General features: G+C 29.7%; 18 protein-coding genes. 10 read left to right on the top strand and 8 right to left on the bottom strand.

The features are described from left to right. Positions 1-20: 20 nt before the first annotated feature. Positions 21-617, bottom strand: coding sequence for an NUDIX domain-containing protein (locus tag Q0L44_RS09870; RefSeq protein ID WP_296637999.1), 597 nt, complete (start codon positions 615-617; stop codon positions 21-23). 7 nt (positions 618-624) lie between these two features. On the opposite strand from Q0L44_RS09870, the gene pyrE reads away from it, so the two are divergent. Continuing rightward, a complete protein-coding gene (pyrE, locus tag Q0L44_RS09865; RefSeq protein ID WP_296637997.1) occupies positions 625-1266 on the top strand; it encodes an orotate phosphoribosyltransferase in 642 nt (213 codons plus the stop codon). An 11-nt stretch (positions 1267-1277) separates the two neighbouring features. After that, on the top strand, positions 1278-1667 hold the full coding sequence (locus tag Q0L44_RS09860; RefSeq protein WP_296637995.1) for an SRPBCC family protein: 390 nt from the start codon (positions 1278-1280) through the stop codon (positions 1665-1667). Here Q0L44_RS09860 and Q0L44_RS09855 read toward each other — a convergent pair. Continuing rightward, the gene (locus Q0L44_RS09855; protein WP_296637994.1) at positions 1664-2395 is read right to left on the bottom strand and encodes a biotin--[acetyl-CoA-carboxylase] ligase; all 732 of its coding nucleotides are present in this window, start codon (positions 2393-2395) and stop codon (positions 1664-1666) included. The two genes, Q0L44_RS09860 and Q0L44_RS09855, sit on opposite strands and share 4 nt — an antisense overlap. Before the next feature lie 87 nt (positions 2396-2482). On the opposite strand from Q0L44_RS09855, the gene rsfS reads away from it, so the two are divergent. From rsfS to Q0L44_RS09825, 6 genes are read left to right on the top strand one after another with little or no spacing between them, the layout of a single operon-like run. Beyond that, a complete protein-coding gene (rsfS, locus tag Q0L44_RS09850; RefSeq protein WP_296637992.1) occupies positions 2483-2851 on the top strand; it encodes a ribosome silencing factor in 369 nt (122 codons plus the stop codon). A gap of 17 nt (positions 2852-2868) precedes the next feature. Next, positions 2869-4842 (top strand): ATP-dependent zinc metalloprotease FtsH, encoded by a 1974-nt coding sequence (gene ftsH, locus Q0L44_RS09845; protein ID WP_296637991.1) that lies wholly within the window; start codon positions 2869-2871, stop codon positions 4840-4842. A gap of 6 nt (positions 4843-4848) precedes the next feature. Then, positions 4849-5433 carry a hypothetical protein gene (locus tag Q0L44_RS09840; protein WP_296637989.1) on the top strand — a complete coding sequence of 195 codons (585 nt, stop codon included), beginning with the start codon at positions 4849-4851 and terminating at the stop codon, positions 5431-5433. Between the two features lies 1 nt (position 5434). Next, positions 5435-6229 (top strand): phosphatidate cytidylyltransferase, encoded by a 795-nt coding sequence (locus tag Q0L44_RS09835; RefSeq protein ID WP_296637987.1) that lies wholly within the window; start codon positions 5435-5437, stop codon positions 6227-6229. Between the two features lie 3 nt (positions 6230-6232). Then, positions 6233-6889: a phosphatidylserine decarboxylase family protein gene (locus Q0L44_RS09830; RefSeq protein WP_296637985.1), complete on the top strand. Its 657-nt coding sequence runs from the start codon at positions 6233-6235 to the stop codon at positions 6887-6889. After that, on the top strand, positions 6886-7164 hold the full coding sequence (locus Q0L44_RS09825; RefSeq protein WP_366085436.1) for an acyl-CoA-binding protein: 279 nt from the start codon (positions 6886-6888) through the stop codon (positions 7162-7164). Before Q0L44_RS09830 ends, Q0L44_RS09825 begins: the two co-directional genes overlap by 4 nt. Before the next feature lie 15 nt (positions 7165-7179). Here the strand turns inward: Q0L44_RS09825 and Q0L44_RS09820 are convergent, their stop codons facing one another. Further along, entirely contained in the window at positions 7180-8058 is an 879-nt protein-coding gene (locus Q0L44_RS09820) for a TIGR01777 family oxidoreductase (RefSeq protein WP_296637983.1), read from the bottom strand. 197 nt (positions 8059-8255) lie between these two features. Here Q0L44_RS09820 and Q0L44_RS09815 point away from each other — a divergent pair, with 197 nt between their 5' ends. Both Q0L44_RS09815 and Q0L44_RS09810 read left to right on the top strand, forming a co-directional pair. Then, on the top strand, positions 8256-9380 hold the full coding sequence (locus Q0L44_RS09815) for a VWA domain-containing protein (protein WP_296637982.1): 1125 nt from the start codon (positions 8256-8258) through the stop codon (positions 9378-9380). 33 nt (positions 9381-9413) lie between these two features. Beyond that, on the top strand, positions 9414-10880 hold the full coding sequence (locus Q0L44_RS09810) for a magnesium chelatase (protein WP_296637981.1): 1467 nt from the start codon (positions 9414-9416) through the stop codon (positions 10878-10880). A gap of 98 nt (positions 10881-10978) precedes the next feature. Here Q0L44_RS09810 and Q0L44_RS09805 read toward each other — a convergent pair whose 3' ends face one another. The 5 genes from Q0L44_RS09805 to Q0L44_RS09785 all read right to left on the bottom strand — a co-directional run bounded on the left by Q0L44_RS09805 (position 10979) and on the right by Q0L44_RS09785 (position 15006). After that, complete coding sequence (locus Q0L44_RS09805) at positions 10979-12304, bottom strand: M28 family metallopeptidase (protein WP_296637979.1); 1326 nt, start codon at positions 12302-12304, stop codon at positions 10979-10981. A 150-nt stretch (positions 12305-12454) separates the two neighbouring features. Further along, a complete protein-coding gene (locus Q0L44_RS09800; RefSeq protein WP_296637978.1) occupies positions 12455-12973 on the bottom strand; it encodes a GNAT family N-acetyltransferase in 519 nt (172 codons plus the stop codon). Further along, entirely contained in the window at positions 12974-13426 is a 453-nt protein-coding gene (locus tag Q0L44_RS09795) for a hypothetical protein (protein WP_296637976.1), read from the bottom strand. Between the two features lie 70 nt (positions 13427-13496). Continuing rightward, positions 13497-14732 carry a DEAD/DEAH box helicase gene (locus Q0L44_RS09790; protein WP_296637974.1) on the bottom strand — a complete coding sequence of 412 codons (1236 nt, stop codon included), beginning with the start codon at positions 14730-14732 and terminating at the stop codon, positions 13497-13499. A gap of 64 nt (positions 14733-14796) precedes the next feature. Then, positions 14797-15006: a cupin domain-containing protein gene (locus Q0L44_RS09785; protein ID WP_296637971.1), complete on the bottom strand. Its 210-nt coding sequence runs from the start codon at positions 15004-15006 to the stop codon at positions 14797-14799. Between the last annotated feature and the right edge of the window lie 45 nt (positions 15007-15051).

The raw sequence follows: 15051 nt of genomic DNA, 5'->3' as shown, positions 1-15051 counted from the left end.
ATATAGTGTGTTTTTTAGATTTAAGCTTGTTTATAAGCATCATATACTAATTTAATGTTAGTATATGTATTTGAAAGTGCACTTTTAATTTTTTTTGAGTTTAGAAAAGCAACTTTCGTAATGCCCTCTTCTAATTGAGGAGTTAATGCTGATGTATCATTAGAGTGCATTAAAAACCAGAAGGTTTGTTTTAAATTTAAACCTTTATAATCATAAATATGATAGGTGGTTGGTAGCTGTTTTAGTATAGATAAGTTGGTTATTCCGCATTCTTCTTCTACTTCTCTAATAGCAGCTATTTCTTTAGATTCCCCTTTTTCTATTCCTCCTTTTGGTAATTCCCAAACTTTATTTCTATAAATAAATAATACAGATTTTTCATCATTTAAAACCAAACCACCTGCAGCAGGAATTACTTTTAAATTTTTGATGAATAATTGCCAATCAAGTTCTAAATTTGCGGCGATAAGAATAATACCTAGAGTAGATGTATCTTGTAATTTTAGAAGTACATCCTTAAAATTAATCTCAGAGAATGAATAAGTTGGAAGATTTTTTTCATTTTTTGATGAAGATGTGATAATTATTGGTTTATCATTTACAAAAACTTTATACATTTGTGACATGGTTATGAACAAAGATACTTCAAAAAAAACAGCTGAACTTTTATTGCAAATAAAAGCGATTAAACTAAGTCCTAATGAACCTTTTCAGTGGGCTTCAGGTTGGAAATCTCCTATTTATTGTGATAATAGAGTTACCTTATCTTATCCTCCTGTTCGTGTTTTCTTAAAGGAAGAAATTGCTAAAATTGTAGAATTAGAATATGGTAAGCCAGATGTAATTGCTGGGGTTGCAACAGGAGCTATAGCAATTGGTATTTTGGTTGCTCAAGAACTTGGTGTCCCTTTCGTATATGTTAGGCCAGTACCTAAAAAACATGGTAGGAAAAACCAAATAGAAGGGCATTTAGAAAGTGGACAAAATGTAGTTGTTATTGAAGATTTAATAAGTACAGGTAATAGCAGTTTAAATGCAGTAGCAGCCATAAAAGAGGTAGGAGCTGTTGTAAAAGGTATGGTTGCTATTTTTTCTTATGGATTTGATGTGGCAACACAGAATTTTAAGGATAAAAACTTAAACTTAAAAACGTTAAGCAATTACGAGAATTTATTAGAGCAAGCATTAGATAGTAATTATATTTCTCAAAAAGAATTAGCTACTTTACAAGAATGGAGAGCTAACCCTAGTGAGTGGAATCAATAAAATAAATAAGCATGAATATAAAAGGTACTAGAATAGTTGTTGAGAAATCTCAAAAAGAAACTTTCGAATTTTTATCAGATTTAAAAAACTTTGAGCAGTTAATGCCAGAATCTATTCAAAAGTTTGAGGTAGAAGGAGATTCTTTTATTTTCGGCTTAAAAGGTATGCCAGAAATTAGGTTAGTCCTTAAAGCAAAGACATCATATTCTAATGTAACTTTGGGAGCTGCAAGTAACAAATTAGATTTTCAATTGGTGGCTGATATTCAGTCCATAGATAAAGATTCTTCAGAAGTTCAATTAGAATTTCAAGGTAAGTTTAATGCAATGATGGCAATGATGGTTAAAAAACCATTAACCAGTTTTATTGAAACGCTTACGGATAATTTAGAAACAATTTAGGCAAAAGAAATTTCTTTAATTCCAAACTCTTTTAAAGTTTCATCTTCAAGTTCCACCTGCAGATTTCCAGAAGAAGAGATGCCTATAATTTTACCCATAAATAAAACATTCTCAGTAGTTTTAAACATACTAGGAGTGTTTTTTTTGTACAAAACATTTAAATAGTCCAATTCTAAGTTTTTATAATCTTTATTTATAACTTGGATTACTCGAGCTTTTATTGAATTTACAACTTTAATTAGTAGATCATCTAAATTATATGATTTGCCAGTTATATTTTTTAGAGATGAAACTTTATTTAAATCATCTTGAAATTTTTCTTGATTAACATTAATTCCAATTCCAACTATAGATTTCTGGATAAAACCTTTTGAAATCGAATTTTCAATTAATATTCCACAAATTTTCTGATTAGCTGACAGAATATCGTTTGGCCATTTAATAAAAAGTTGGTTGTCAATATATTTAGAAATTACATCATAAACAGCTAAACAGATTGCAAAATTAAAATATTTCTGATTGGTTATTTGTAAATCTAAATCTCTAATAAACACACTAGATGTAAGGTTTTTATAAGGTTCAGATGTCCAAGAGCTTTCTCTTTGACCACGACCTTTGGTTTGTGCTTTAGCAACAACAGTAGTGTAATTTTCTAAGTTAGAATTTGTAACCATTTCCTTTAAAAAAGTACTTGTAGAGTCAATGGCATTAAGTTTGATTAATTTCAATTATTAAATATTGTGTAAACAAGTTCAATATTACATAAAATACTCGCAAAAAAATAATAACTTTGCACTAAATTATAGAACAAATTAATGACAAAAAAACAAGTAAGTACAGATGATTTAATCGCTGTAATTATTAAAGGAATCGACGATGTTAAAGGAGAAAACATCCAATTATTAGATTTAAGAGAAATAGAAAATACCGTTTGCGATTACTTTGTAATTTGTTCTGGTAACTCAAACACACAGGTCAACGCCATTTCTGGATCAGTTCAAAAAGTTGTAAGTAAAGAGGTGAAAGATAAACCATGGCATGTAGAGGGTCAAGGAATCTCTGAATGGGTTTTAATGGATTATGTAAATGTAGTAGTACATATTTTTCAAAAACATGTTAGAGATTATTATGATATTGAAAGCCTTTGGGGTGATGCAAAAATCACTGAAATTAACCCAGTTTAATACTATTTATTAAAAAGATGAGTAATTCAAATAAAGATAAAAAATCAAATATGCCTAAATTTAAATTCAATTCGTATTGGATTTATGGAGCCGTTATTTTGGCAATTTTCGCAATTCAGTTTTTCAGTAGTGGAGATTTAGCTTCAAAGAGTATCTCTAAAAATAAATTTGATGAAATCTTACAAGATAATGATATCAAAGAAATCGTTGTTATCAATAGAGATGTAGCTCAGATTTATCTGACTAAAGAAGCATTAAAGAAACAAAAACACAAAAAATTCACTTCTTCTACTTTTTATAGACCAGGTTCTGCAGTTTACGAATACAATTTTGGAGACCAAAGAACTTTTGAACAAGGTGTAATTGAGGAAAAGGACAAAAGGAATCTTGTTGTAGATATAGATAACAGAGAAAAGACAAGTATTTTTGACGCTTTATTAGGTCTTTTACCATTCATTATACTAATTGCTATTTGGTTGTTTTTTATGAAGAGAATGTCTGGTGGAGGAGCTGGTTCTGGTGGAGGTGGTCAAATTTTTAGCATTGGTAAATCAAAGGCTAAGCTTTTTGATAAAGATACTAAAGTGAAAACTACATTCGAAAATGTAGCTGGTTTAGAAGGTGCAAAAGAAGAAGTACAAGAGATTGTAGACTTTTTAAAAAACCCAGAAAAATATACTTCTTTAGGAGGTAAAATTCCAAAGGGAGCTCTACTAGTTGGGCCTCCAGGAACAGGTAAAACATTATTAGCCAAAGCTGTTGCAGGAGAAGCTGGTGTTCCTTTCTTTTCACTTTCTGGTTCAGATTTCGTTGAAATGTTTGTAGGGGTAGGTGCTTCTAGAGTTCGTGACCTATTTAAACAAGCTCAACAAAAATCACCTTCTATTATTTTTATAGATGAGATTGATGCAATTGGAAGAGCACGTGGAAAAAACTCAATGACAGGTGGTAATGACGAACGTGAAAATACTTTAAACCAGTTATTGACAGAAATGGATGGTTTTGGTACAGATACTAATGTAATTGTTATAGCAGCAACAAATAGGGCAGACGTGTTAGATAAAGCTTTAATGCGAGCAGGACGTTTTGATAGACAAATTTATGTTGATTTGCCAGATATTAGAGAAAGACAAGAAATTTTTGAAGTACATATCAAACCATTAAAATTATCTGATGATGTTAATGTAGAGTTTTTAGCTCAGCAAACTCCAGGTTTTTCGGGAGCAGATATTGCTAATATGTGTAATGAAGCTGCATTAATTGCTGCAAGACAAGGAAAAAAAGCAATTCATCATCAAGATTTCCTAGATGCCGTAGATAGAATTGTTGGCGGTTTAGAGAAGAAGAAAAAAAGAATTACTCCAAAAGAGAAGAAAGTTATTGCTTTTCATGAAGCAGGTCATGCAACTGTAAGTTGGATGTTAGAGCATGCAGCACCGCTAGTAAAAGTAACTATCGTGCCTAGAGGACAATCTTTAGGAGCAGCATGGTATTTGCCAGCAGAACGTTTAATTGTGCAAACAGAACAAATGTTGGATGAAATGTGTGCCACTTTAGGAGGAAGAGCTGCAGAGAAAATTATTTTCAATAAAATTTCTACAGGAGCTCTAAGCGATTTAGAAAAAGTAACTAAACAAGCAAGGGCTATGGTTACCGTATATGGTTTAAATGATGAGGTTGGTAATATCACTTATTATGATTCATCAGGAAACGACGCATTTGTAAAACCATATAGTGAAGAAACTGGTAAAAAAATAGACAAAGAAATTTCTAAGATGATAGAAATTCAGTATCAAAGAGCTATAGATTTATTGTCTAAAAATAAAGAAAAGTTATCGGTACTTGCAGAATTATTATTAGAGAAAGAAGTGATTTTTAAAGATGACCTTCAAAAAATATTTGGCAAAAGACCTTTTGAGGAATTAGATGTAGAGATCAAGCAGAAAGAACCTGTTGAAATATCTTCAGGAGATAATGTAACTGATTCATAATAATTTATGAGTTTTTTAAAGAAACTTTTTAATATTTCAGAAAAAGAAAATAAACAAATTGTAGAGCAAGAAGTTTATTTGTCTCTAGATGATTTATTTGTCCATAACTTTAAAGAAAAGGGAGGGAAATTTATTTATTGCACAACTGAAATAGAATTAAAAAGTAGTTTTGAAAAAATATTTAAAGAGAATAATTGGTTTACTACTCACATTCTTAATAAGAGTTTAAAAACTTTTTTGCCAAATAAGATTTCAAGTACAGTTGAAGAAAATAAATTTGATAACCCTGTTTTTACAACCTGTGAACATTTAGTAGCAGATAAAGGTGATATACTATTTTCGTCAAATCAACTTGGAAGTAAAAAATTAAAAGACTTTACGGATAATTTTATCGTATATGCAACTACTAGTCAGTTGGTTAAAGATACTGGACAAGCACTTACAGGAATTAAATCAAAATATGTAAATAATCTACCCACAAATATTTCCTCAATAAAAAATTATAATATTAATAATGTTGATGATAATTTTTTAAACTACGGTAACAATAACTCAAAAAACCTATATTTGTTGCTGTTTGAAGATTTATAATATGCGTAACCTTTTAAAAAGGAGTTTTTCTGGAATTATTTATGTTCTAATTTTTATTACTGCTATTCTCTTTTCTAAAGAGTCTTATATAGCATTAATTACACTTTTTGGATTTATATCTATTTGGGAATTTTCAAAAATTATCGCATTCAAAAATTATGTTTCTTACATTATATTTCCTGTTACTCTCTTCTTACTATTAAATATACAGTCTAGTATTGTAACAGCTGGATTACTAGTAATAACTTTGTTTTCATCTTTTCTTTTAATGATGCAACTTATTACTAAAAAACAAGTTTTCTATAAAGATAATAGGCAGAAATTAGGTTTATCTATAAGGTATGTTGTTTTTTCAATGTGTTTTTTAGTTCTACTACCTTTCTATAAAAATGTGTACCATCCTTACTTAATGATATCTTTAGTTTCTTTAATTTGGATTAATGACTCTTTTGCTTTCTTAGTAGGTAAAAATTTTGGAAAGCATAAATTATTTTTTTCTGTGTCACCAAAAAAGACAGTTGAAGGTTTTTTTGGAGGACTTTTGTTTACTGTATTTGCTGCTCTAATTATCAGTCTAATAAATACAGACTTTACTATATTTCATTGGATAATTATAGGTGTATTACTTTCAGTATTAGGAACTATTGGAGATTTGGTAGAATCTAAATTTAAGAGACAGGCCAAAATAAAAGACAGTGGAAGTATTATGCCAGGTCATGGAGGAATTTTAGATAGGTTAGATAGCCTACTATTTGCTGCACCATTTGTATATTTGTTTATTAATTATATTTTTTAAATCATGATTCGTTTTCATAAAGAAGGTTATAAAATTATAACAATTACATTTCTTCTTGTAATTGTCACAGTACTATTGGCTGAACAATTTATTAGTATTCTTTGGCTTATAAAAGCAATACAAATTTTAGCCTTAGCTTTTTTGATTATAGTGCTTCAGTTTTTTAGAAACCCGAAGAGAGTTACTGAGTTAAATGATAAAAGTATTATTGCACCTGTAGACGGTAAAGTCGTTGTAATTGAGGAAGTTGAAGAACCAGAATACTTTAAAGATAAAAGACTACAAGTTTCTATATTTATGTCTCCAATAAATGTACATGTTACAAGGTACGCTATGAGTGGACTCGTAAAGTATAGTAAATATCATCCAGGTAAATATTTAGTTGCTTGGCACCCAAAGGCATCTACAGATAATGAACGAACTACTATAGTAGTTCATAATGATAGTTTTGGAGATGTTTTGTATAGACAAATTGCAGGAGCACTAGCAAAGAGAATTGTAAACTATGCTCAAGAGGGTAGTAATGTTGTACAAGGAACTGATGCAGGTTTTATAAAGTTTGGCTCACGTGTAGACTTATATTTTCCTTTAGGAACAAAATTAAATGTTAATTTAGGAGATAAAGTTAAAGGAGGAACGCAAGTTATTGCAGAAAAATAAGTATTATTAAAAATATAGATCAAAAATTTCAAGATTCATTTCAGAAGCTTTCAAATTTAAAAAAAACCATTACTCCAGACTTAATGTTAAAGTTATACGCTTTTCATAAACAGGCAAATTATGGAAATAATCGTTCTTTAAAAAGAGGTTTAGATGTTAGAAGTGGATTTAAGTTTAATGCTTGGATACAATTAAAAGGAATGTCTACAAATGAAGCTAAGGCAAAATATATTGAATTAGCAGAAAAAATTCTCAAGCATAATAAGAATAGTTAAGCATAAAAAACTACATTAAAATAGTTCTTTCAGTGCGCCTGATAACTCAGGATATTTAAATTTAAAGCCTAGCTGCTCAATTTTTTTACTTGATACTCTGCTTCCTTCTAAAAGTATTGTAGCCATTTCTCCAAAAACTATTTTTAATAATAAACCAGGTACACAAATCTTTGTAAATGGTTTAGAAGTACTCATAGCTAGAATTTTTGAAAAAGAAATACTTGTATGAAATTCTGGAGCTACAGCGTTAAATGCACCCTCTAATTTATCTTCTATAGCTTTTATATATAAATTGCATAAATCTTCTATGTGAATCCATGGAAGGTATTGATTACCGCTTCCTAAGCCTGCTATAATTGGCGTTCTCATTTTTTCTAAAGCACCTCCTTTTTCAGACAAAACAATTCCTGTTCTTATTAAAGAGACAGGTGTCTTTAAGTCTTTAAATTGCATTGCTGCAGATTCCCATTTATTACACACTTCTCCAAGAAAGTCAGATCCAACAAGGTCGCTTTCAATAAAAATATCTTCAGAAGTCTTAGCCCCATAGTAACCTGTTCCTGAAGCAGAAATAAACCCTTTTAATGAAATATCTAACTCCTTAATTTTAGTAAAAAGTAGATTTGCAGAATTAACCCTACTGTCTATAATTACTTTTTTTCGGTCTTTAGACCATCTTTTTTCAGCAATGCCAGCTCCCGCTAGGTGAATTATGTAATCTATGTTTCTTAAAGCCTCTTCAGCTATATAATTAGAAGACAAATCCCATTTAAATTCATTATTTTTTTTTGGAGATCTTGTTAGCACTCTTACTCTATTACCTTTTTTCTCAAGAAGAGATATTAGTTTGGTTCCTACTAACCCAGTGCCACCGGTAATTAAAATTTTCGCCATATGTAAATATAAAAAAACCTTCATTTATAAATACAAAATTCTATAAATTATTGATTTTTTATAGCTTTAGATAGTTCAGGTAATCCTTCTTTCTTAATAAAACTGGAATTTATTTTAATTCATTTAAAACAATTTTTTATACATTAAAGCACTATAAATCTTTTTAAAAGCCACAATAAAACCATATTTTTATAGTGATGAAAGAAATTAAAAAAAGAAAAGGTTTTGTCTTTAAAACTTATGAAGCAGATAATCAATCTCCTTTCGAAAAACTATTTGAAATCTTTAAAGAGCTAATAACACATACCTCTGGTGACTTTGATGAAGCTATAGATTGGTTAAGATCTTTAGATAAAGAATACAGCCTTACAGATGAAAATTACACTATAGATGATTTCATTGAAGATCTAAAGAAGCAGGGTTACATTAAAGAAGAAATAAAAGGAGATGGAACTGGAGGAAAAGCAATAACCTCTAAAACTGAAAGAGCAATTCGTCAGCAGGCGTTAAATCATATTTTTGGTAAGATTAAGAGAAGTGGTTCTGGTAATCATAAAAGTAAATCTTCAGGAATAGGAGACGAGCATACAGGAGATTTTAGAGCGTATCAATTTGGTGATAATCTAGATAAAGTTTCCATGACAGAAAGCATAAGAAATGCTCAGGTAAATAATGGATTAGGAGATTTTACTTTATCTGAAAACGATTTGGTTGTTGAAGAAACTATGCATAAAAGTCAAATGAGTACTGTGTTAATGATAGATGTTAGCCATTCTATGATTTTATATGGAGAAGATAGAATTACACCAGCCAAAAAAGTGGCAATGGCTTTAGCTGAATTAATTACTACTCGTTACCCAAAAGATACCTTAGATATTTTGGTTTTTGGTAATGATGCTTGGACCATAAAAATTAAAGATTTACCTTATTTACAAGTAGGACCTTATCATACAAATACTGTTGCTGGTTTACAATTAGCAATGGATTTATTGCGAAGAAAGAAAAATACCAACAAACAGATATTTATGATTACAGATGGTAAGCCAAGTTGTTTACGTTTACTTGATGGACAATATTATAAAAATAGTAATGGCCTAGATAAATATATTGTAAATAAATGTTATGCAATGGCTCAACAAGCTAGAAAGTTACACATACCTATCACTACTTTTATGATTGCACAAGATCCTTATTTAATGCAATTTGTAGAAGCATTTACACAAGAAAATCAAGGAAAAGCATTTTATACTGGGCTTAAAGGTTTAGGAGAAATGATTTTTGAAGATTATGAAACAAACAGAAAAAAAAGAATTAGAGGGTAACTAAGAATCAAGAGAAGAGAAATAAGATAAAAAATGGATTTACAGCAAATTAAAACTATTGGAGAATTAAAAAACGCAGGTTACGAATCTAAATCTATTAAAGATGAGTTAAGAGAGAACTTGATTAGTAGAATGATGAGTAATGAGACTGTTTTTAAAGGGGTACATGGTTATGAAAATACGGTTATACCAGAGTTAGAAAGAGCAATTTTAAGTAAGCATAACATTAATCTATTAGGTTTACGAGGGCAAGCAAAAACTCGTTTAGCTAGGTTAATGTTAGATTTATTAGATGAATATATTCCAGTTGTAGAGGGTTCTGAGATAAATGATGATCCATTAAATCCAATTTCTAGATTTGCGCTTGAATTAATTAACGAAAAAGGAGATGAAACACCTATCTTTTGGTTACATAGAAATGATCGTTTTGCAGAAAAATTAGCAACTCCAGATGTTACTGTAGCGGATATAATAGGTGATGTAGACCCTATAAAAGCAGCCAATTTAAAATTAAGTTATGCAGATGATAGAGTTATTCATTATGGAATGATTCCTAGAGCAAACAGATGTATTTTTGTAATTAATGAATTGCCAGATTTACAAGCTAGAATTCAAGTGGCTTTGTTTAATATTTTACAAGAGGGTGATATTCAAATTAGAGGTTTTAAATTAAGATTACCTTTAGATATGCATTTTGTGTTTACAGCAAACCCTGAAGATTATACTAATAGAGGTAGTATTGTTACACCTCTAAAAGATAGAATTGGTTCACAGATTTTAACTCATTATCCAGAAGATATTGAAACTGCCAAAATAATTACACAGCAAGAAGCGAATAAATTAGCTTCTCAAAAAGAATTTATGAAAGTACCAGAATTGGCAAAAGACTTGTTAGAGCAAATTGTGTTCGAAGCAAGAGATAGCGAATATATTGATGCTAAAAGTGGTGTAAGTGTACGTTTAAGTATTTCTGCTTTTGAGAATTTATTAAGTACTGCAGAAAGAAGAGCTATTTTGTCTGGTGATTCGGAAACCATGATTCGTTTAAATGATTTTGATGGAATTATACCTGCAATTACAGGTAAAGTAGAATTGGTTTATGAAGGTGAGCAAGAAGGAGCACAAGTTGTTGCAGAAACTTTAATTAAGAGAGCAATTAAGACGCTATTTCCTATTTACTTTCCTGAAATTAAAAAATTAGAAAAGCAGAACGAAGAAACGCCTTATGATGATATTATCTCGTGGTTTTTTAATGCTGATGAACATTTTGAGTTATTAGATGATTATTCTGAAGAAGCCTACAAAAAGGAGTTAGATAAAATAAAACCATTAGATGATTTTTTAAACCAACATCAACCTAACATGAATAAGAATGACGCTTATTTTGTAAAAGAGTATGTGCTTTGGGCTTTAGTAGAATTTAAAAAGTTAAGTAAATATCGTTTTGCAGAGGGTACACAGTTTAAGGATCCTTATGGAAGTTTTATAAACGGATTATAATAAAAAAGATAGCTATACGTAGCTATCTTTTTTTTAAATATTAATTTAACAATTAGATTAACTAATAATTTATGGATTACGACGTTTATGAAATTATTTTATCTCATTATTTTATTTGGGAAAACTACCATGCTTTCGTGTCCGTTTTCGCCAACTGCAGCTACTCCAAAGAAGAAATTATCAATAACAATACCTTCTAAAGTAAATTCTGTTGTTTCTACATATCTAGAATTATCCCAAGTAGGAGAAGTAGTGTTCCTCCAGTAAATTTTATACCCTTTAGCACCTTCTACAGCAGACCATTTTAGTCTGGCTGATGCTTCTACAATTCCTCCAATTCCAACAACTTCAGGAGCTGCAGGTGCCCAAGCTAAACTTGCTAAATTAATAGCATTTACAGCTGTTAGTTTTTTAGCATAAGGAAAATTAACATGTTCAAAAGTATCACCATACTTAATACCATTTTCGGTTCTAATATCTTGATGTTGTTGCGTGTAATTTTCATGAGCTTCCATAATTCGAATTCCTGCAAAACCTAAATCATTAAAAGGTCTGTGATGTCCACCTCTACCAAATCTATCTAATCTATAAATCATCATAGGATTCATTTCTGGCATATACGTTTTTGTAGTTTTATGCACATATCTTGCTAACTGTCTAGAAATACCATCTACTTCACCACCATAAAAACGTCTCATTCTTCTTTGTCTATCTGTTTCGTTTGCAGGTACTGGTTCAGAGAAAATTCTAAAAGCTCTATTGTCTACAACACCATCAACACCTGTAATATTACCAATCATATCATTATTTAAAATTCCAATAATGTCCCAACCTTTATCTTTGGCATATTTTGCTAAACCTGCACCACCGAAAAGACCTTGTTCTTCTCCAGATAAACCTACATATATTATACTACTTTCAAATTGATATTTACTTAAAACTCGTGCAGCTTCTATAGTACCTGCCATTCCTGAAGCATTATCATTTGCACCTGGAGCATCTTTAGTAAAATTAGATCCATCACTATTCCTAGAGTCAATATCACCACTCATAATTACATACCTATTAGGGTATTTTGTTCCCTTTTGTATGGCAACTACATTTACAACATAAGCATCATGAGGTACTCTATTACTCATTTTTGTAGTCACTAAATCTTTTTGATAAAAAACCTTTAAACAATTATTACAATTTTCTGATATTTTATTAAACTCACCTTTAATCCATCTTCTTGCAGCACCAATTCCACGTGTTTCTGAGATGGTGTCTGAAAACGTATTTCTTGTACCAAATTCTGTTAGTGTTTTTACATCTGCCTTAATTTTTTCTGCAGATACTTCATTAATAATATCATAAATTTTTAAATCGATTTGTGCTGTTATTACTGAAGTAAATAGTAATAATAAGAAAGTAATTTTTTTCATTTTATGTAATAATTTTTGATTTTAAAATTACAATATACATCATCTTTTTTTCTTCTTCTTTCCTTGATTAGTTTTTAACAAGTTTAGACATTCTATTCACTGAATTTAAAAAAGAATTAAGGTAATTGAAATTGTGAGAATAATTTTAGGCTAGCTTATATCTAGAAATAATACATCATTTGGTCTTGTTTCTGTAGCTGAAATAGGGAAATTATAAAGTGCAACTTTTTTAAAGCCTACTTTTTCATAAAACTTTAAAGCCCTGTAGTTTTTAATCCAAACATATAACCATATTCCTTTTTGGTTATTTTTTTTGATAAGCTCTAAATTATAATCAAATAATTTTTTACCTAAACCTAAGCCATAATATTCTTCAGCCAAATACAAACGTTCCATTTTTGTTACGTTTTGATCTTTAAGATGTTTATTTGGTGTATTTAAAATAACCTTTGAAAACCCAGCCAATTCATCTTTATAAAAGATTAAATGATACTCATAATTCTCTTGAGTGACTTCTTCTGTTAGATTTTCTTCACTAAAACTTTCCTTAAGATAATTGTCCATTATTTCTTTAGGAATTGCATGCTGGTGAGGTATAAAAAAAGCTTTTTTAGAGACTATTGCTAACTGTTTAACATCATTTACAATAGCTTTTCTAATTGTAATCATCTAGTCAATTTTTGTGAAAATTTCTATGTTTTTAAATACAGTATCATTTCTATAATATTTATTAACTTGTTTGTAAGAATTTACATTTAAGTCAATAGGAATAACATAGGTATTTATATCACTTTTCATGGATTTAGAAGTCGAAGTCAATGTTTCTGTTATGGTGTCATTTTTAAAGCTGTAAGTTCCATAACCACTCCAATCTATATCATTTTCGTCAGTATCTGTATTCCAAAGTACATGACCATTTAAATACATTTTGTGTTGTACTTTATTGTAGTTTTTAACAATGGTATCTGAATTTGCTAAAGTATAGAAGGCATCTAATTTCCAGACACCTTTTAAAGGATCTTGATTCTGGTTCTTACTATTAACTTGTGTATTGCATGAAGCTAAAAGCACAATAATTAGAGAGACGAAAAGGATTTTACTAATTTTAAAAAGAGTAGACATTGCTGATGTTTTTATGATTAATAATACTAACCTTTTAAATTAAAATTAATTGTTGGGACGCTTGTTATTATTAATACCAACGTTTTTTCTTCTTTTTAGAAGCTGCAGATTTTCTACTTTTTTTGTGTTTACTTATAGTATTAGTTCGCTTTTTTGTGTGCTTTGGTTTATTTATTGGGTAAGAATGGTCGTCTATAACCTTTATCGATTTTTCGATTAAATTTTCGATAGAAACTATATAGCTATTTTCATCTGGAGAACAAAAAGAAAATGCAATACCAGATTTACCAGCTCTTCCTGTTCTACCAATTCTATGCACATAGGTTTCTGGTACATTTGGAATATCAAAATTTATAATTGCATCTACATTTGTAATATCTATACCTCTTGCAGCAACATCTGTAGCAATTAAAATTGATGCTTTTTTGGTTTTAAAATCTTCTATGGATTTGTTTCGAACACCTTGAGTTTTATCACCATGAATACTAGATACAGAATAACCGTTTTTAATTAAGGTTTGTTCTAACTTATCTACACCAAATTTAGTACGTCTAAAAATGATGATTTTACCATTAATGGTGTTTCTTAACAGATACAAACACAAATCTGTTTTGTTCTTTTTTGGCAGATAGTACAATAACTGACCTATATTTTTAGCTGTAGTTTCTTCAGGATTAATTTCAATTTTGGTTGCATTTTTTACAATGCTTTTAGACAATTCATCAATTTTTTCTGGAATGGTTGCAGAAAATAAAAGTGTTTGTTTTTTTCTAGGGCAAAGTTTTTCAATCTTTTTTACGTCATTAATAAACCCCATATCTAGCATTAAGTCAGCTTCGTCTAAAACTAATATTTCTAGCTCACTTAAATCGATATTTCCTTGTATTTGCAAATCGATTAACCTTCCAGGAGTTGCTACTAAAATGTCTATACCTTTGGCTAAAACTTCTTTTTGAGGCTCTAAAGAAACACCACCAAAAACAGCAGTAGTTCTTAAATTAGAATATTTACTATAAGATTTAAAGTTTTCTAAAATTTGAATTGCTAATTCACGAGTTGGAGTTACAACTAGAGTTTTTATTTTTTTTGCTCCTATTTCTACATCTTGTTTGTTAAACAAAAGTTCAATTATTGGCAATGCAAAAGCAGCAGTTTTTCCTGTACCTGTTTGTGCAGAAACGATTACATTCCTCTTTTCTAAAACTAAGGGTATTGCTTTTTCTTGAACTAATGTAGGTCTATGAAATCGTTGCTCTGCAACTGCTTTTAAGATGGATTTATTTAATGGTAAATCAGAAAACTGCATGTGTTATTTTTAGGCAAAGTTAGTTTAATTAGATTGGGTAATCTGTGGCAATTCCAAAATAAACCTATGTTACCTCTTTTTTAAACGGATTATTCATAGAATGGTACTCTCCTTGTTCAATAGTGATACAATCACCTTTATTGACTATAAATTTTTCATCATTTATAATAGATTCTGCTTTACCATTTTGAATATAGAAAACTTTATACATATTATCATGTTTATGAGTTTTTACTGTTTGTCCAGGTTTAAAAGTGGCAGCGCCAAACATCATTAATTGTGGTATTTCATCTTTGTTGATGAAGACTTTTTTCTTGAT

The organism is Polaribacter sp., assembly GCF_024639685.1.
Lineage (GTDB): Bacteria > Bacteroidota > Bacteroidia > Flavobacteriales > Flavobacteriaceae > Polaribacter.
Note: the sequence above shows the minus strand (reverse complement) of the source record. Positions and strands in the feature narration are given on the sequence as shown.